This window comes from Providencia sp. PROV272, assembly GCF_049901975.1.
In the GTDB taxonomy this organism is placed as follows: Bacteria; Pseudomonadota; Gammaproteobacteria; order Enterobacterales; family Enterobacteriaceae; genus Providencia; species Providencia stuartii.
In genome coordinates this window covers 1,404,152-1,422,563 of sequence record NZ_CP096291.1, presented here as the reverse complement: position 1 = coordinate 1,422,563, position 18,412 = coordinate 1,404,152, and the positions used below count along the sequence as shown (strand labels likewise).

Sequence of the window (18,412 nt, the reverse complement as noted above, 5' to 3'; positions counted from 1 at the left end):
TTTAACGTACCTTCAATGTTGCTAACCCAATCAGGACTAGCATTAAGGAAATAATCCAAAAACGCACAATTACGCGTGGTTCCGGCCACCCTTTCAACTCATAATGATGATGAATTGGTGCCATACGGAATATACGTTGACCACGTAATTTGAAAGAACCCACTTGTAAGATGACTGATAATGTTTCTACAACAAACACGCCACCCATAATGACTAACAAAAACTCTTGGCGTAGTAGAACTGCGATAGTACCTAAAGCGCCTCCGAGTGCTAAAGAACCTACATCACCCATAAAGACTTGTGCTGGGTAAGTGTTAAACCATAGGAAACCTAATCCCGCGCCAACAATAGCCGTACAGACGATCACTAGTTCACCAGCGTGTGGCAAGAACGGAATATGCAAGTAACTCGCAAAGTTAACGTTACCTGTCGCCCACGCGACCAGAGCAAACCCTGCCGCAACGAATACTGTTGGCATAATTGCTAAACCATCAAGACCGTCAGTTAAGTTAACGGCATTACTGGTTCCAACAATTACAAAATAAGCCAGCAGAATATAAAGCATTCCCAGTTGAGGCATCACATCTTTAAAGAAAGGTACGACTAATTGTGTCGCTGGCGTCTCGTTACCGACTGCATACATTGAAAAAGCAACAATGAGCGCAATGACGGATTGCCAAAAATATTTCCAGCGAGCAATTAAGCCTCGGCTATTTTTTCTAACCACTTTTAAGTAGTCATCAGCGAAGCCTACAAGGCCATATCCCACCAATACCAACAGGACACACCAAACATAGGGATTATCTAAACGCGCCCACAACAACACCGATATACTGATTGAAAATAGAATCAGTATGCCGCCCATTGTAGGTGTGCCACGTTTACTAAAGTGAGACTCAGGCCCTACATCGCGAACGACTTGACCAATCTGCATTTTTTGTAAATAGGTAATTAAACGTGGCCCCATCCATAACGCGATAGCGAGTGCCGTTAGCAAACCGACAATGGCTCTGAACGTCAGATAAGAAAAGACGTTAAAAACAGAAAAATGATGCACCAATATTTCGGCAAGCCAGACTAACATGCAAAGCACTCCTTTAATGCATTCACGACATCTTCCATCGCGGAGCTACGTGAACCTTTAACTAAAATAGAAACAACTTCATTCTGCTGGACTAGCGGAATCAGTCGGGTTAATAAATCTTTTTTGAATGCAAAGTGCTCACCACATTCACTGAATTGACTGATCATTTCGCTCAGTGTACCCACACTCAGTACTTTATCCAGACCTGCATCTTTTGCCGCAATGCCAACGCGTTGATGACAATCTTGTGCGTAATCGCCAAGCTCGCCCATATCACCTGCAATCAAAATACGATAGCCGGGCATTTTAGCTAAAACATTAATTGCTGCAATCATTGAGCCATCATTCGCGTTATAAGTGTCATCCAATACCACTTTTGTTGGACTCAGTTGTACCGGATATAAACGCCCCGGCACTGCTTTCGTCGTCGCTAACCCATTGCGAATATCTTCCAGCGTTGCGCCAACTGAAATGGCAAGCGCACTTGCCGCAAGGACATTGGCAATGTTATGCATCCCCGGTAAAGGCAATGTGATTGCAATTTGCCCAACTGGCGTATGCAACGTAAAGTTTGTTGAAAGTTGTTTAACTTCAATATCCGATGGATAGAAATCCGCTTTGTCTTGTGGCTTCAGCGAGTAATACCACACGGTTTGCCGCGGTTGAAATTGCCAATGTGGCGAATAACTATCAAGGTTAACAATCGCGGTACCTTCGTCAGGTAGACCTTGGTAAATTTCCCCTTTTGCGCGAGCCACACCTTCAGGTGAACCAAAGCCGGCAAGATGTGCTGCAAATAAATTATTCACCAGTGCACTCTCAGGCTTCACGATATTCGTGGTATAGGCGATTTCATTTGGATGATTCGCCCCCATTTCAATTACGGCATAATCATATTCGTGAGTTAGCCGAAATAGCGTTAATGGCACACCAATATCATTATTTAAGTTACCCGCTGTATACAGGGTTTTGCCACGCTGAGATAAAATGGATGCGGTCATCTCTTTAACAGAGGTTTTCCCCGAGGAGCCTGTTAAACCGACTACTTTCGCTTGGCTTTGCTTGCGCACCCATGCAGCAAGTTGCCCCATAGAAAGACGAGTGTTCGCCACAATAACCTGTGGGCAATCAACATCAAGCTCACGCTCAACCAGTAATGCAACAGCGCCATTTTCAACCACAGAAGGGGCAAAGTCATGGGCATCAAAACGCTCACCTTTTAAGGCGATAAATAAGCAGTCTTGACCAATTTGGCGGCTATCTGTACTCACTTCACTTAATGTCAGTGTAGCGGCATCAATACCTTCAGCATTAAATAAACGCCCAGCGGTCACGGCCGCCAGTTGAGCTAACGTTAAGGGGATCATGCTAACACCCCCAATAGCCTTGCAACGGTTAGGCGATCTGAATAATCTAAACGGCGATGACCGATAATTTGATAATCTTCATGGCCTTTACCTGCGATCACAATCACATCATCCGCATTTGCCTGCATGATTGAGCTGGTAACCGCTTCCGCACGCCCTGGGATCGCAAGAACTCGACTTGAATCGAGGATCCCCGCCATAATGTCATTGATAATATCTAACGGCTCTTCACTGCGCGGGTTATCATCAGTAATAACGACTTTATCCGCCCACTCTTCTGCCGCTGCGCCCATCAAAGGTCGCTTACCTTTATCACGGTCTCCCCCGCAACCAAAGACACACCATAATTGGCCTTTACAATGTAAGCGTGCTGCCGCCAACGCTTTTTCGAGTGCATCCGGTGTGTGCGCATAATCAACAACCACGGTTGGTTTGTTTGGCGCACTAAACACTTCCATTCGACCACATACTGGTGAAAGAGATGATGATGCCTCTAATAGCTGTTCTAACGAATAATCCATCGTCAGCAGTGTTGCCATAGCTAACAATAAGTTGCTGACGTTAAATGCGCCCATCAATGGGCTTTCTAACGTTCCGTTGCCCCATGATGAGGTAAATTGAATGGTTGCTCCGCGATCATGATATTCAACCGCTGTTGCTTGTAACCATGGCCCTTGCCATTGCTCAGGAATTCGTTGTTCCATAGAAACGGCGCAAGCTTGCGGTAAACGCTGTAACCATTTTAGACCCACATCATCATCAGCATTAATAATTTGCGCTTTGGTTTGATGTGTCGAAAACAGTAACCATTTCGCCGCTTCATAACTTTCCATATCACCATGGTAATCTAAATGGTCACGGCTTAAATTTGTAAATACTGCGGCATCGAAAGGTAAGGCAGCTACGCGACCTTGCACAAGGCCGTGAGAGGAGACTTCCATCGCGGTTAATGTAGCCTTCTGCTTCAATAACTGAGTCAACTCAACTTGAATATCCACAGCGGAACCTGTGGTGTTTTCACTCGGCGCAACTTGCCCAAGTAAACCATTCCCTACGGTCCCCATGACAGCACTGGTTTCACCTAATCCTTGTGCCCACTGCGCGATCAGTTGAGTTGTCGTCGTTTTACCATTAGTGCCTGTCACCCCAACCAATTTCATTTTTTCAGCAGGATGTTGATAAAATGCCCCCGCTAATGCTGATAGGCGACTATTCAGATCATTTAGGTAAACAACGGGAACGCCGTGAATATAACGAATTTCACCTTCAGCGGCTTCACCATGCGCTTCTGCAACCACCGCGGCGACCCCTTGGGCGATCGCTTGAGAAATATAGTGTCGACCATCTGATTGATGGCCTTTAATTGCGATAAACAGATCACCGGCAGCCGCCTTACGACTGTCTAATGTCATCTCACGTAACGAGACACTTGCTGTGCTAACGCCAAATGGCGAAAGAAGATCACAAAGATTACGATCTGCCACTTTTAACCTCTTTTCTGTTAAGAACTGTGTCGTTTTTATCGTCTGTTTGTAGTGCATCAGGTTCAACGTTCATCATGCGTAAAACACCGCCCATAATTGAACCAAACACGGGTGCCGATACTGCACCACCATAATATTTACCCGCTTTAGGCTCATTGATAAGAACGACAAGGGCATAGCGTGGGTTACTTGCAGGCGCGACGCCTGCGGTATAAGCAATATATTGATTAATGTAGCGCCCTTCCGGCCCTACTTTTTTCGCAGTACCTGTTTTTATCGCGATACGATAGCCTTTTATTGAGGCTCTTGTTCCCCCACCACCCGGCAAGGCAACACTTTCCATCATGTGCACAACGGTGCGCATTATATGCTCAGGAAAAACGCGTGTTCCCGGCACAGGAGGGTCAACTTTAGTAATCGATAGCGGGCGATAAATCCCGAAACTACCAATTGTTGCATAGGCACGGGCTAACTGTAACGGTGTTACCATTTGCCCATACCCGAAAGAAAAGGTGGCCCTTTCTAAATCAGACCACCGTGTTTTTTTACTTGGAAAGATGCCACTACTTTCCCCGACTAACCCCAGATTAGTCGGCTTGCCAAACCCAAAGCGGCTATACACATCCACCAGCTCTGTGGCAGGCATCGCTAACGCCAGTTTTGAAACACCCACGTTACTCGACTTCTGTAAAATACCTGTAATTGATAATTCAGGATAACGAGCTACGTCTTTGATTTCATGACCATTAACTCGATATGGATAGGTATTCAATACGGTATTTTCTTTGACAATACGGTTATTTAATGCACTCATAACGACGAGCGGCTTGACCGTTGAACCCGGTTCAAAAATATCGGTGATCGCACGGTTACGCATAGCATCCATGGGGGTTCCTGCCAAATTGTTCGGGTTATAGGATGGGCTATTCGCCATCGCTAAAATCTCCCCCGTGTGCACATCCACTAAAATGGCAACACCTGATTCAGCTTTGTTTTCCTGAACACCTTTCGTTAATTCACGATAAACGATAGATTGAATGCGTTCATCAATACTTAGCACTAAGTTATGAGCCGCTTGGCTATCAACGGAAGAAACCGTTTCAATCACACGCCCATTACGGTCTTTACGAACAATACGCTCACCTGGCTCCCCTTTTAACCAGCGCTCAAAGCTTTTCTCGACGCCTTCTATCCCTTCGCCATCAATATTTGTCACACCAATTAAGTGCGCTGCAACAGGCCCTGAGGGGTAGTAACGACGTGACTCTTTGCGTAAATAGATACCGGGTAATTTTAGTTTCGTGATGTATTCGCCAATAGAAGGATTGACTTGACGAGCGAGGTACACAAAGCGCCCTTTTGGATTGGCAGAAATTTTAGCGGTGATCTGCTCAAGTGGGATCTCCAATGCATCAGCGAGCGCTTTCCAATGTTCATCATTGTTCACCCCACCTTTTTCAAATACCACTTTTGGGTCAGCCCAAATCGCATTAACAGGCACACTAACAGCCAGTTGCCGCCCTTCCCTATCGCTTATCATGCCACGTGCTGTAGAGACCTCTTGAACACGTAGGGAGCGCATATCCCCTTCTTTAACTAACTTTTCAGGCGAAATGATTTGTAGATAAGCTACACGCACTAAAAGCCCGACTAAAGCCAGTAGAATACCGCCGCACAACAAGGCAAAACGCCAGCTAACAAAGCTGGTATTTTCAGACTGTTTTTTATTCCTAGCTGACTTAGGTGCTTTCATTCGTAACCTTATCTACTGCTTAGAGACAATGATATTTTCTTGAGAAGGTTCAACATGAACCATCTGCAACTTTTCCACCGATAAACGTTCAACTCGGCTATGACTTCCCAATGCGTTTTCTTCCAAGATCAAGTTACGCCATTCAATATCCAGCGCATCTTTCTCTTCATATAGCTTGTCTTTTTCTGCCGTTAGCAAACGCGTTTCATGGGCAGTTGTGACCACAAAAATAGCGCTAATAATGATGGCCACTAGCAAAATCAAAGGAATTATCCCATGACGAAAAAGGTCACGACCAATCACTTTCCCAAGACTATGCCTTTCTGGAACCATAATTACAGTGTCCTCTGTGCAAAACGCAGTACAGAACTACGTGCCCTTGGGTTTTCGTCAATTTCAGTGTCTGAAGGCTTCATTTTGCCCACTTCACGCAGCTTAGCGACACCCAGTTCCCGTATTTGAGCTTCCGTAAGAGGGATGCCAGCAGGAACACTAGGCCCTTTGCTATTTTGACGAATAAACCGCTTCACTAGCCTATCTTCCAATGAATGGAAACTGATCACCGAAAGACGTCCTTCCGGTGCTAATACAGAGACAGCACCTTCAAGCGCCTGCTCTATTTCTTCCAACTCACTGTTAATGTAAATACGTATTGCTTGAAAACTTCGCGTTGCAGGGTGCTTATGACGCTCTTTGATAGGGCTGACTTTAGCGATCAATTCAGCCAACTCACGAGTTCTCGTTAAAGGTGTTTCTTCTGGATTGTGGTTACGCTCAACGATGGCTTTCGCAATGCGTTTTGCAAAACGTTCCTCTCCAAAAGTTTTCAAAACCCATGCGATGTCATCAGCTTGTGCATTCATTAGCCATTGTTGGGCTGACTGCCCTTTCGTTGGATCCATACGCATATCCAACGGCCCATCACGCATAAATGAAAAACCACGCTCAGGATCATCCAGTTGGGGGGATGACACCCCTAAGTCCAGTAATACGCCATCAATTTTGCCAACTAGCCCTTCTTCTTCTACATACTCTGCAATTGCAGAAAATGGGCCATGCTTGATCATAAAGCGAGGGTCATCAATTTCTTGCGCTGCTTTAATCGCCTCTGGATCACGATCGATAGCAATCAGACGCCCTTGCTCGTTTAGCTGGCTTAAAATCAGCCTTGAATGCCCACCACGCCCAAAAGTTCCATCAATATAAATACCGTTTGGTTTAATATTTAGGCCATTTACTGCTTCATCAAGCAGTACTGTTACATGTTTAAATTGTTGCTGTGTCATGTTTATAGTGACAAATCCTGTAAACGGGTTGACAGTGGTTCTTGGGTTTGTCGTTCAGCGGCAATATCCTCTTCCACTTGCTGATACCAAGTCTGTTCATCCCAAAGTTCAAATTTATTTATTTGGCCTACTAGCATGACCTCTTTTGTTAGCCCTGCATGTTGACGTAGCGTGCTGGCTAACAAAAGACGCCCTGAGCTATCCATTTGACATTCACTGGCATGTCCCAACAAAAGTCGTTGGACACGTCTTTCTGCTGGATTCATGGTTGATAGGCGAGAGAGCTTTTCTTCGATGATTTCCCACTCAGGTAAAGTGTAAAGCAGCAGGCATGGCTGGTGGAGGTCGATAGTACAAACCATCTGCCCCTTAGATTCCTCGCTCAACATTCCCCGATATCGGGTAGGCACGGTAAGCCGCCCTTTGCTGTCGAGATTTACCAGTGTTGCCCCACGAAACATACCCAGTAAAACCTCTTTATTTCCTATTTACCCACTTTACCCCACAATTCTCCACTTATAAAGTTTACGAATGGTAGGAAAACGTTGTCAAGCCAGACGCGCCTAGCTTTTGCTTTATTTACAGAACAATTCAGAAAAGATAAGAGTGGGTAAAATCTACTTCGGAGATAAAATGAGGAATAACGGATTGATATAATTCATTTATTTTCAACAAAAGAGCAAATATTACGTAAACTCTATTTTACTGATGAAAAAACACTCAAATGATGATATTTCCTTTATATGTCTCATTTTTAATCAGTATATCGTTAACCGATTCTTTACTTTCAAAATAACCGTGAATGTTTAATAAAGGTAAATATTATCGATAACAGCCTCACAGAAAAATAAAAACCATATATTTCATATAATTAAAATACTGTTTTAATAGCCAGTATTTTACAATAAATAAAATTTTACGTGCTTTCTTTGATTTAAAAATTATTTCTTAAATCAAATTTTTTTATTTTATTTTCTTTACAATGATAAATTAGATTTACCTTGTTAAGAATAGTCCTAAAGTTAAATATTTACTTATTTTTAGCATGAAATAAAAAGCCCCATTTACTTTGGGGCTAACATAATACTTATAAACGTGATCGATATCACTTAATATTCAACCTGACTTTTTGTCTGGTTTTTATTATTTAAATGATATTTTACTGTTTGCGCCCGAGGCTACCACGTCGGCACAGATCACGACGAATACGAGTAATCCCTGCATCCGGTTTTTGTTTTTCATCTAAACTTGCCAACACCAGTTCTAAAATACGCTCAGCAATATCTCTGTGACGTTGTGCAAGTGATAAAACAGGGCAACCTAAAAAGTCCAGCAACTCACTGTCACCAAACGTTGCAATTACCATATGCTCAGGTAGACGACCATCACGCTTCAATGCAACATCTAACACCCCCTGTAACAGCGAAAATGAGGTTGTAAAGAGTGCATCAGGCATCTGATTGCCTTTATCTAACCAGTCAGCAAAGACCTCCGCCGCTGACGCCCGCTCATAGCTATTTGCATAGAGATACTTGACCTCACGAGCATCACCTTGCCAGCCTTTTCTAAAACCTTGTTCACGAAGGTAGCTCACCGATAATTCTGGCAGAGCGCCAAGATACAAGACTGACTCCGCGGAAAATTGCCTCAACTCCGTAGAGAGCATCAATGCATCTTCTTGGTCATCCCCGACAACGCTAATAAAGTGCTCTTGTTCTAGCGCCCTATCTAACGCAATAATCGGCAAAGAACGGTTGGCCCAACGCTGATAAAAAGGATGTTCAGGTGGCAGCGCCGTTGAAACAATAATCGCATCAACTTGGCGTTGTAGAAGGTGCTCAACGCAACGAATTTCGTTATCGGGCTGATCTTCTGAACAGGCAATCAACAGTTGGTAGCCACGCTGACGTGCTTGACGCTCAAGATAATTAGCAATGCGAGTATAACTTGTGTTTTCGAGATCGGGGATCACTAGCCCAATCGAACGTGTTCTCCCTGCACGTAGCCCTGCTGCTACAGCATTTGGATGGTAATTGTGCTCTCTGACAACAGCCATCACTTTTTCTACAGTTTTATCGCTGACTCGATACTGCTTGGCCTTGCCGTTGATCACATAACTAGCCGTTGTGCGAGATACCCCCGCTAAACGGGCTATTTCATCCAGTTTCACGTTAACCTCTTTGTGTTATCAGATAAAACCAACATATTGATTTTACTATTTATTTTTTACAATCCCTGATAACCGTAGCCAAGCTAAAATAGCCGCCAACGGTTAAAGCCCCGAATCAATCGGGGCTCTATGCAATGGTATTCTACCTTCAGCCGATAAATTTTTCACCGCATAATTTTATCGCCACGTGAAACACCAACAATACCTGAGCGTGCAACTTCAACAATTTCAGCAACGCCACGGACTGCTTCAATGAATGCGTCCAGTTTATCGCTTGTTCCCGCTAGCTGAACGGTATACAGCGTAGGCGTTACATCAACGATTTGACCGCGGAAAATATCGGAGCAACGTTTAATTTCATCGCGGCCATAACCCGATGCTTGCAGTTTAACTAGCATGATCTCACGTTCAACATGTGCTGAAGCCGTCAGTTCACTTACACGTAAGACATCGACTAACTTATGCAGTTGCTTTTCAATCTGCTCAAGCACCTTTGCATCACCTTTTGTTTGAATGGTCATACGTGACAGTGTTGGGTCATCGGTAGGTGCAACCGTTAAACTTTCGATATTATAACCACGTTGAGAAAACAGCCCAATAACACGGGAAAGTGCCCCCGATTCATTTTCTAGTAAGACGGATAAAATACGACGCATGATCAGGTCCTCTCTGTTTTACTCAGCCACATTTCATCCATTGCACCACCACGTATCTGCATTGGGTAAACATGTTCAGTTTCATCAACGTTAATATCCACAAAAACTAAGCGTTGGTTTTCATTCACTTCTACCAGTGCTTGTTTTAATTTTTCTTCGAGTTCATCGGGGGAATGAATCGAAATACCTACATGACCATAAGCTTCTGCAAGTTTGACGAAATCAGGAAGCGATTGCATATAAGATTGAGAATGGCGGCCTTGATAAATCATATCTTGCCACTGCTTAACCATCCCCAAAAACCCATTATTGAGATTCAACACAACCACCGGTAAACCATATTGCATTGCGGTCGACAGTTCTTGGATATTCATTTGAATACTGCCATCGCCAGTAACACAGATAACCGTAGATTGTGGATGTGCTAATTTAACCCCCAAAGCGGCAGGTAAACCAAAGCCCATGGTGCCTAAGCCCCCTGAATTAATCCAATGGCGAGGCTTATCAAATGGGTAATACAGTGCGGCAAACATTTGATGCTGCCCAACATCAGAAGTGACATACGCCTCACCATTTGTCAGGCGGTAAATGGTTTCAATCGCTTGCTGAGGTTTCACTTTTTGGCTATTGGTTTCATAACGGAGGCATTTTCTCTCTCGCCAAGTTTCAATCTCTTTCCACCATGTTTTTAATGCTTGGCTATTTTGTTTGGTGGAAACTTGATCGAGCTGACTCAACATTTGCTGAAGTGTCAGCTTAGCATCCCCTACGATCGGAATATCTGTATTAACGGTTTTAGAAATAGAGGTTGGGTCGACATCAATTTGGATCACTGTTGCATTCGGACAATATTTTTCAAGATTATTCGTTGTCCTATCATCAAAACGCACACCAACAGCAAAAATAACATCAGAATTATGCATCACCTTATTGGCTTCATATGTACCGTGCATACCAAGCATCCCAACTGACTGGTGATGGGTTTCTGGAAATGCCCCTAGCCCCATGAGTGTTGATACAACAGGCAGTTGCAGTTTTTCTGCTAATGCGATGATTTCAGCCGAACAATTTGCGTTGATTGCCCCTCCACCGATATAGAAAACAGGTTTCTGCGCCGCAATCAATTTTGTTAACGCTTTTTTAATCTGCCCTTTGTGCCCTTGAAGGGTTGGGTTATAAGAGCGTAAAGAAACCGCTTCAGGATAGCGGTAAGGGTATTTATTTGCCGGATTAACCGTATCTTTAGGTAAGTCGATAACCACAGGACCTGGACGACCACTTGCAGCGATATAGAAGGCTTTCTTAATGGTTTCAGGTATGTCTTCGGCTTTTTTAATTAAAAAGCTGTGTTTTACAATTGGGCGAGATATTCCCACCATATCACACTCTTGGAATGCATCATTCCCAATCAAGGAGCTTGCTACTTGTCCTGATAAAACAACCAAAGGAACAGAGTCCATGTATGCCGTCGCAATCCCTGTAATTGCATTTGTCGCACCAGGACCCGAGGTCACTAAAATCACCCCGACTTCTCCTGTTGAGCGTGCATAACCATCCGCCATATGAACCGCGGCTTGTTCATGGCGAACGAGGATGTGATCAATACCACCTACCGTATGAAGTGCATCATAGATATCTAAAACAGCACCACCTGGATACCCAAATACATGCTTTACACCTTGGTCAATCAAAGACTTGACGACCATTTCTGCTCCCGACAACATCTCCATGAGTTTGCCCCCAGACTATTTTTACAAGTTAACAGAGGTATGACAGTCCTCTACTATGTATTGTCATTTCTGCCGTAGTTATGACTGCTATTAACATATCGTTGTGTCTAAGGTGACGCAAACACCATTTATTAAGCAAACATGACAACTTTGAATATTATCTTTATCTACTCAGATTATTGGTTGAATTAACCAAGAAAAGGAAGAATGGTGGAAAATATCACTATAAAGCGATGAAAAAGAGTACAAAGAGAAGCCGGATATCATGCTATGTGTTATCCGGCTCTATTGAGGAATTATTCGCGGTACATTGATTCAATTTCAGAGTGATAACGCTCTGAAATAATTTTTCTACGCAGCTTTAAGGTTGGTGTGAGCTCCCCTTTTTCCATGGAAAAATTAGCCGGGAGTAACGTAAAACGCTTAACCTGATGGAAATTTTCGATATTTTTCTGTAGCTCTTTTAAGCGATTTTCAAACAGAGCCACAATATTCGAATCTTTTAATAGCTCTAATCGATCACGATATTTTAAATTGATCGAACGCGCATATTCTTCTAATGAATCATAACAAGGTACGATCAGCGCCGAAACGAATTTACGCGCATCCGCGATAACGGCAATATGCTCGATAAACCGGTCTTGGCCTAACACCCCTTCAATCATTTGTGGTGCAATATATTTCCCATTTGAGGTTTTCATTAAATCTTTTAAGCGGTCGGTAATATACAAATTACCTTGAGCATCGATTTCACCTGCATCCCCAGTTTTTAACCAGCCGTCAGGGGTAAATGCATCTTCTGTCTCTTTTTGGCGATGATAATAGCCTTTCATGACCACAGGCCCTTTTACCTGAATCTCATTATTATCGCCAATACGTACCTCAACCGATGACAACGGTGTGCCGATAGAGCCTAATGGGTATTCCCCCTCTTCCCAACATGACACCGTCGCACAAGTTTCTGTCATCCCATAACCATATTTGATGTTCACGCCTACTGCGAGAAAAAAGGCGATAACATCATCATCTAAACGAGCACCGGCGGCAGGCATAAAGCGAATACGTCCACCTAACAGTTGGCGTAGCTTTGTTAACACTAACTTGTCGGCTAAATTAAACAATGACTGATTCAGCGCATTTAGCTGCTTACCTTGTGCCAGCGCTTTAACCCTTTTATTGCCTTGTGCGATTGCCCATTTAAATAACAAACGACGCATAAGTGGTGCTTTAGCAACCTTACTTTGTACAGCGCTATACACTTTTTCATAAAAACGAGGCACCGCACACATCACGGTAGGTTTAACTTGTGTCAATGCATCCCTAACCGCATTAGTATCAGTGAGATAAACATTGCGAGCACCTGTATGCATGACATAGAAGCTCCAAGCGCGCTCAAAAACATGTGATAACGGTAGAAAACTTAATGAAACATCATCGATGTTTAACTTCAAACGCTGGTCATGAAGATAGAGCTGCGCCGCCATATTGTAATAATCCAACATGACCCCTTTAGGCTCCCCTGTCGTACCCGATGTATAGATGATAGTGAAAAGATCACTCAGATGGTGAGCCGCAATACGTTGATTTAGCTCGTCTTGGTATTCAGGCTCTGCTTGCGCGATAAAATTTGATAGGTGAACAGAAACCAGTTCTCCATCGACTAATTCAACATCCTCATTCAGCACCACGATAGTGGTTAATTGAGGACAGCGTGATTTTAGTTGGCATGCAACTTGGTATTGCTCTTGCTCACCAACAAATAGAATACAAATATTTGCATCATTAATAATATAAGCAGCTTGTTCAACACTGCTGGTCGCATATAAAGGTACAGTAACGGCTTTTAACTGTAAGACCGCAAGATCCACCAAAGCCCAATTCATACTGTTATGCGCAAATAACCCAATATTTTCTTGTACTTCAACATTGAGTGCCAAAAGGCGGCGAGCAATGGCAAAAGAGTGCTGTTCAACCTCTTTCCATGTTAGATCACTCTGTTGCCCATTATGCCATTGACTGAAAGCTATCCGAGTCGCTGAATCAGCGGCATTAAACCGGCTGTGCAAGCGATTGACCATATGGTATGGATATAGATTTTCAGTAATCAAAATGTTTTTCCTATAGTACATTTGTTAACTGAAGCCGCTCGGCAAACCCACGAAGCGCTTCACCAGTTAATTATTTCAGCTTACAAGTGTTAGCTGAATGATTTGAGTGTATAGGTGAAAGAGTGTCGTGAAAAGAGATATTATGTAAATATTTTGCAAATGTTAGTCAGGTAACATAACTCATCATAGAGTTTTACCATGATGAGTTAATCATAAACCGTGCAACTGCCGCGATTTCAGCGGATGATTAAGCCAATGCTACATAGGTAATTCAGTGATTAGTTGGCAAAATTGTGACTTCATCCATTGATGTCCTTTATCCCGAGCCGTTGATTCATGCCACGTTAAATAGCAAGGGCGCGTATTTTCTGCCCATGGCAAAGCGGCTGTTCGTAATTGAAGTTTATTTGCTGAGTTTTCAACAAGCCATTTTGGCACAATTGCCACTAAATCAGTTAAAGAAACGATATTTAAAACACTATTTAAATCCGTGCCCTGATAGCTAATTGTATGTGATAACTCTGTATTATGATAATAAGGCTTACTAAAGGACCCCATATTATCCATTGACATCACGGCATGCTTTTCATTAATTAATAATTCTTGCGTAACATTACCGTGAATTCGTGGATGATCATTGGCGACCACGACAACTAACTCATCATTAAATAAAACCTGATGTTGATATTCGCTTTTTTCGAATTGATTATAGCTTACCGAAAAATCTGTCTCTTGGTACTTTAATTTATGCTCAATGTTATTATCTAAGAAACAATGAATACGTACATTAATATTTGGTGATACTTGTTTGAATTTTTCAACGATAACGGCAGCTAAACGAATATCTAATGGAGAACAAATAGAAAGATTAAATACTCGCTCACTTAATTTAGGGTCAAAACCAGCCCCCGGTAACTCATTATGAACGAGTTGTAGAGCTTGCCTAACCGGCCCAAACAACTGTTTAGCGCGGGATGTCGGTTGTATACCGCGTCCATAGCGGACAAAAAGCTCATCATTGAACATTGATTTTAAACGGGATACAGCATTACTCACGGCAGGTTGAGACATGCCTAATACCTGTGCTGCCCTTGTTACGTTTTGCATCTGCATAACCACATCAAAAACGGTGAGTAAGTTGAGATCAACATTTCGCAAATTGATGTCATTATTCTCTTTTTTAGCTGGTGAAGCCGTATCAAAATCAGTCATTATGTACTCCAATAAAGATATTTATCATTTTTAATTAATGAAAATCATCTCCCCTTAAATAAATAAGGTTTTTATAAATTCATTAAATATTATTCTTCAAAAAACTTATCAATGATAAGCTATTTCGCGTTCCCTGCATTTATTAAAACGACGCTTCTATTATATTACCTATCATTTTAGCAACACAATATAGATACGATAATGAAACGAAGGTATTCATCGACATAATAAGTTTTATCAAATCATTTAAAACTATTATTGTTAGCATCAAAATAATAAAACAATTCTAAAAATAAATCATAATAAATATCATCAACAACCACGATACTATCCCATTATCAGATTAATTTTAAATAATTCATTTACTAAATAATTTATTTAATAAAAACTATAATTAAAATTTATTTTTATATCTCATGTTATCGTTTTCCCCCTCACAGAGCAGTTCAAAAAGCAACCAAACCATCAGTTTATGCTATGTTTCAGCCCGGCTCTTTCATAAAAAGAATTTTACCCCTAACTTATCGGTAAAATATAGGGAAAAACATCACTAAAAATATAGAAATTAGTCACAATCACCAAGTATTAGTGATGATTCATCATTCTCCAAAATTGACGAAAAAAACTAAAGTTGACAGCCAAGAAAAGATCACGTATCAATAAATACAGATTGATTAAAACCAAATTTAGAGACTGTGAAAATGACAACTTCTATCCGCCTACTAAGCCTACTACTACTCGCATCCAATGTGCGCGGTATGCTTATGGACGGAAGATAGGAAACTCACAGTCCAGAAACATAAAAACCCGCGCTAGCCGCGGGTTTTTTTATGCCTGCCGGCACCGCAAAAATATAACGACAAATTCTGTATAAGAGGAACACAACATGAGCGATCAAGTCATTATATTCGACACCACGTTACGTGATGGCGAGCAGGCATTACAGGCAAGTTTATCCGTTAAAGAAAAATTGCAAATCGCTTTTGCTTTAGAGCGCCTTGGGGTCGATATCATTGAAGCTGGTTTCCCCGTCTCTTCACCGGGAGACTTTGAGTCAGTACAAACTATCGCTCGTGAAATCAAAAACAGCCGTATTTGTGCATTAGCGCGATGCGTACAAAATGATATTGATGTGGCCGCTGAATCATTGAAAGTTGCCGAAGCATTCCGCATCCACATTTTTTTAGCGACATCAAATTTACACGTCGAAAAGAAATTGAATAAAACATTTGATGGAGTGATGGACATGGCTATCGACTCTATCAAACGCGCAAGACGTTATACTGATGATGTTGAGTTTTCTTGTGAAGATGCGGGCCGTACTGATATTGATAACTTATGCCGCATTGTTGAAGCAGCCATTAAAGCTGGCGCGACAACCATCAATATTCCAGATACTGTCGGTTACACAACCCCTTACCAATTCGGTGGGATCATCACCTCTTTATATGAAAAAGTACCAAATATTGATAAAGCCATCATTTCAGTTCACTGCCATGATGACTTAGGTATGTCTGTTGCCAACTCTATCACTGCCGTCCAAGCGGGGGCTCGCCAAGTTGAGGGAACGATTAATGGGTTAGGTGAACGCGCTGGTAATACCGCCTTAGAAGAAGTGATCATGGCGATTAAATTGCGCGAGCAAATGTTAAACGTCCATACCAACATCAATCACAAAGAGATTTATCGTACCAGCCAATTAGTTAGTCAATTATGCAACACCCCTATTCCAGCCAATAAAGCGGTTGTTGGTAGCAATGCCTTTGCTCACTCATCCGGTATTCACCAAGACGGTGTGCTGAAAAACCGTGAAACCTATGAAATCATGACACCGGAATCCATCGGCTTAAAAGCAATTCAATTGAACTTAACTTCCCGCTCTGGCCGTGCTGCGGTTAAACATCGTATGGAAGAAATGGGGTATCAAGAAGGGAAAGATTTCAACTTGGATGAGTTGTATACCGCCTTCTTAAGTTTAGCGGATAAAAAAGGCCAAGTGTTTGATTACGACTTGGAAGCTCTGGCCTTCTTCGCTAGTCAACAAGATGATACCGACCATTTTTCGATGGATTATTTCAGTACTCAGTCAGGCTCTAGCGTTGTCGCCACGGCTACCGTCAAAATGCGTTGCGGTGAAGAGGTTAAATCAGAAGCGGCAACAGGAAATGGCCCTGTCGATGCTATTTACCAAGCGATTAGCAATATCACCAATTACCCTATTAAATTGGTTTCTTATAAATTGTCAGCGAAAGGCCAAGGGGAAAATGCGTTAGGTCAAGTGGATATTGTCGTGGAATGTTTTAACCGCCGTTTCCACGGAATGGGCTTGGCAACGGATATCGTCGAATCGTCAGCCAAAGCAATGGTGCACGTATTGAATAGTATTTGGCGCTCTGAACAAGTTGAAAAAGAAAAACAAAAAATAAATCAAAAAGAATCACAATCCAATACAAAGGAAGCTGTATAACAATGTCTAAAAGCTATCATATTGCCGTATTGCCTGGAGATGGCATTGGCCCTGAAGTTATGGCCCAAGCCCATAAAGTGTTAGATGCGATCCGCCAGCGCTTTGCATTATCTATCACAACAAAAGAGTATGACGTTGGTGGTATTGCAATTGACCGCCATGGCAAACCGCTGCCAGAAGCAACAGTCGCGGGTTGTGAAAGTGCAGATGCCGTTCTGTTTGGCTCTGTTGGTGGCCCTAAATGGGAAAATTTGCCACCCGATAGTCAACCTGAGCGAGGCGCATTACTGCCATTACGCAAACACTTTAAATTATTTAGTAATCTACGTCCGGCTCGTTTGTACCAGGCATTAGAAGCATTTTGCCCATTGAGAGCTGATATTGCAGCACAAGGCTTTGATATTCTCTGTGTGCGTGAGTTGACTGGCGGTATCTATTTTGGTCAACCAAAAGGTCGTAAAGGCGAAGGTCAAGATGAATATGCTTTTGATACTGAGGTTTACCATCGCTATGAAATAGAGCGGATTGCTCGCATTGCATTTGAATCTGCGCGTAAACGTAACCATAAAGTGACGTCAATTGACAAAGCCAACGTATTACAAAGCTCTGTATTATGGCGTGAAGTCGTGAATCAAATCGCGAAAGAATACCCTGATGTGTCTGTTAGTCATATGTATATTGATAATGCGACGATGCAGATGATCAAGGCACCTTCTCAATTTGATGTCGTGCTGTGTTCAAACCTGTTTGGTGACATCATTTCAGATGAGTGCGCAATGATCACAGGTTCAATGGGAATGCTACCGTCAGCCAGTCTTAATGAAGAAGGCTTTGGCTTATATGAACCTGCTGGTGGCTCTGCCCCAGATATTGCAGGTAAAAATATCGCTAACCCAATCGCCCAAATTTTATCAGCCGCTATGTTATTACGATTCAGTTTGAATCAAAGTGATGCCGCTGATGCCATTGAAAGGGCTGTAAATAAAGCGTTAGAAAATGGTCACCGTACCGCTGACTTAGCGGGAGGGGGCAAATCAGTCAGTACCAGTGAAATGGGTGATATTATCGCCCGTTATATCGCCGAAGGGGTGTAAC

General features: G+C 42.5%; 14 protein-coding genes. 2 read left to right on the top strand and 12 right to left on the bottom strand.

Annotated features, from left to right (window positions below; all coding sequences use genetic code 11):
• Window position 1 precedes the first annotated feature (1 nt).
• From mraY to leuO, 12 genes are all read right to left on the bottom strand, one after another.
• Window positions 2-1,084, bottom strand: a complete 1,083-nt coding sequence (gene mraY / locus M1E93_RS06345; RefSeq protein ID WP_004921918.1) for a phospho-N-acetylmuramoyl-pentapeptide-transferase — start codon at window positions 1,082-1,084, stop codon at window positions 2-4.
• Window positions 1,078-2,451 carry a UDP-N-acetylmuramoyl-tripeptide--D-alanyl-D-alanine ligase gene (gene murF / locus M1E93_RS06340; RefSeq protein ID WP_004921921.1) on the bottom strand — a complete coding sequence of 458 codons (1,374 nt, stop codon included), beginning with the start codon at window positions 2,449-2,451 and terminating at the stop codon, window positions 1,078-1,080. Before murF ends, mraY begins: the two co-directional genes overlap by 7 nt.
• Complete coding sequence (gene murE / locus M1E93_RS06335; RefSeq protein ID WP_040133347.1) at window positions 2,448-3,935, bottom strand: UDP-N-acetylmuramoyl-L-alanyl-D-glutamate--2,6-diaminopimelate ligase; 1,488 nt, start codon at window positions 3,933-3,935, stop codon at window positions 2,448-2,450. The genes murF and murE overlap by 4 nt, the downstream gene beginning before the upstream one ends.
• Window positions 3,922-5,688 (bottom strand): peptidoglycan glycosyltransferase FtsI, encoded by a 1,767-nt coding sequence (ftsI, locus tag M1E93_RS06330; protein ID WP_004921927.1) that lies wholly within the window; start codon window positions 5,686-5,688, stop codon window positions 3,922-3,924. The genes murE and ftsI overlap by 14 nt, the downstream gene beginning before the upstream one ends.
• Before the next feature lie 12 nt (window positions 5,689-5,700).
• Window positions 5,701-6,021 (bottom strand): cell division protein FtsL, encoded by a 321-nt coding sequence (gene ftsL, locus M1E93_RS06325; RefSeq protein WP_072502443.1) that lies wholly within the window; start codon window positions 6,019-6,021, stop codon window positions 5,701-5,703.
• Between the two features lie 2 nt (window positions 6,022-6,023).
• Window positions 6,024-6,974, bottom strand: coding sequence for a 16S rRNA (cytosine(1402)-N(4))-methyltransferase RsmH (gene rsmH / locus M1E93_RS06320; RefSeq protein ID WP_426207206.1), 951 nt, complete (start codon window positions 6,972-6,974; stop codon window positions 6,024-6,026).
• A 2-nt stretch (window positions 6,975-6,976) separates the two neighbouring features.
• Window positions 6,977-7,435, bottom strand: a complete 459-nt coding sequence (gene mraZ, locus M1E93_RS06315; protein ID WP_004921936.1) for a division/cell wall cluster transcriptional repressor MraZ — start codon at window positions 7,433-7,435, stop codon at window positions 6,977-6,979.
• A 698-nt stretch (window positions 7,436-8,133) separates the two neighbouring features.
• Entirely contained in the window at window positions 8,134-9,144 is a 1,011-nt protein-coding gene (gene cra / locus M1E93_RS06310; RefSeq protein ID WP_004921942.1) for a catabolite repressor/activator, read from the bottom strand.
• Window positions 9,145-9,308: 164 nt separating this feature from the next.
• Entirely contained in the window at window positions 9,309-9,800 is a 492-nt protein-coding gene (gene ilvN / locus M1E93_RS06305) for an acetolactate synthase small subunit (RefSeq protein ID WP_004921945.1), read from the bottom strand.
• A gap of 2 nt (window positions 9,801-9,802) precedes the next feature.
• A complete protein-coding gene (gene ilvI, locus M1E93_RS06300) occupies window positions 9,803-11,530 on the bottom strand; it encodes an acetolactate synthase 3 large subunit (RefSeq protein ID WP_004921947.1) in 1,728 nt (575 codons plus the stop codon).
• A 296-nt stretch (window positions 11,531-11,826) separates the two neighbouring features.
• Window positions 11,827-13,608, bottom strand: coding sequence for an AMP-dependent synthetase/ligase (locus M1E93_RS06295; RefSeq protein WP_426207278.1), 1,782 nt, complete (start codon window positions 13,606-13,608; stop codon window positions 11,827-11,829).
• Between the two features lie 288 nt (window positions 13,609-13,896).
• The gene (gene leuO / locus M1E93_RS06290; RefSeq protein WP_004921954.1) at window positions 13,897-14,850 is read right to left on the bottom strand and encodes a transcriptional regulator LeuO; all 954 of its coding nucleotides are present in this window, start codon (window positions 14,848-14,850) and stop codon (window positions 13,897-13,899) included.
• 886 nt (window positions 14,851-15,736) lie between these two features.
• On the opposite strand from leuO, the gene leuA reads away from it, so the two are divergent.
• Together leuA and leuB are read left to right on the top strand one after the other, a co-directional pair.
• Window positions 15,737-17,317, top strand: coding sequence for a 2-isopropylmalate synthase (gene leuA / locus M1E93_RS06285; protein WP_004921957.1), 1,581 nt, complete (start codon window positions 15,737-15,739; stop codon window positions 17,315-17,317).
• A gap of 2 nt (window positions 17,318-17,319) precedes the next feature.
• The gene (gene leuB, locus M1E93_RS06280; protein ID WP_004921959.1) at window positions 17,320-18,411 is read left to right on the top strand and encodes a 3-isopropylmalate dehydrogenase; all 1,092 of its coding nucleotides are present in this window, start codon (window positions 17,320-17,322) and stop codon (window positions 18,409-18,411) included.
• The last annotated feature ends 1 nt before the right edge of the window (window position 18,412 follow it).

Excerpts from the sequence above, each read along its gene's own strand:
- mraY (WP_004921918.1), bottom strand. The coding sequence starts at position 1,084 with ATGTTAGTCTGGCTTGCCGAAATATTGGTGCATCATTTTTCTGTTTTT.
- murF (WP_004921921.1), bottom strand. The coding sequence starts at position 2,451 with ATGATCCCCTTAACGTTAGCTCAACTGGCGGCCGTGACCGCTGGGCGT.
- ftsI (WP_004921927.1), bottom strand. The coding sequence starts at position 5,688 with ATGAAAGCACCTAAGTCAGCTAGGAATAAAAAACAGTCTGAAAATACC.
- ftsL (WP_072502443.1), bottom strand. The coding sequence starts at position 6,021 with ATGGTTCCAGAAAGGCATAGTCTTGGGAAAGTGATTGGTCGTGACCTT.
- rsmH (WP_426207206.1), bottom strand. The coding sequence starts at position 6,974 with ATGACACAGCAACAATTTAAACATGTAACAGTACTGCTTGATGAAGCA.
- mraZ (WP_004921936.1), bottom strand. The coding sequence starts at position 7,435 with ATGTTTCGTGGGGCAACACTGGTAAATCTCGACAGCAAAGGGCGGCTT.
- ilvN (WP_004921945.1), bottom strand. The coding sequence starts at position 9,800 with ATGCGTCGTATTTTATCCGTCTTACTAGAAAATGAATCGGGGGCACTT.
- ilvI (WP_004921947.1), bottom strand. The coding sequence starts at position 11,530 with ATGGAGATGTTGTCGGGAGCAGAAATGGTCGTCAAGTCTTTGATTGAC.
- M1E93_RS06295 (WP_426207278.1), bottom strand. The coding sequence starts at position 13,608 with ATGGTCAATCGCTTGCACAGCCGGTTTAATGCCGCTGATTCAGCGACT.
- leuO (WP_004921954.1), bottom strand. The coding sequence starts at position 14,850 with ATGACTGATTTTGATACGGCTTCACCAGCTAAAAAAGAGAATAATGAC.
- leuA (WP_004921957.1), top strand. The coding sequence starts at position 15,737 with ATGAGCGATCAAGTCATTATATTCGACACCACGTTACGTGATGGCGAG.
- leuB (WP_004921959.1), top strand. The coding sequence starts at position 17,320 with ATGTCTAAAAGCTATCATATTGCCGTATTGCCTGGAGATGGCATTGGC.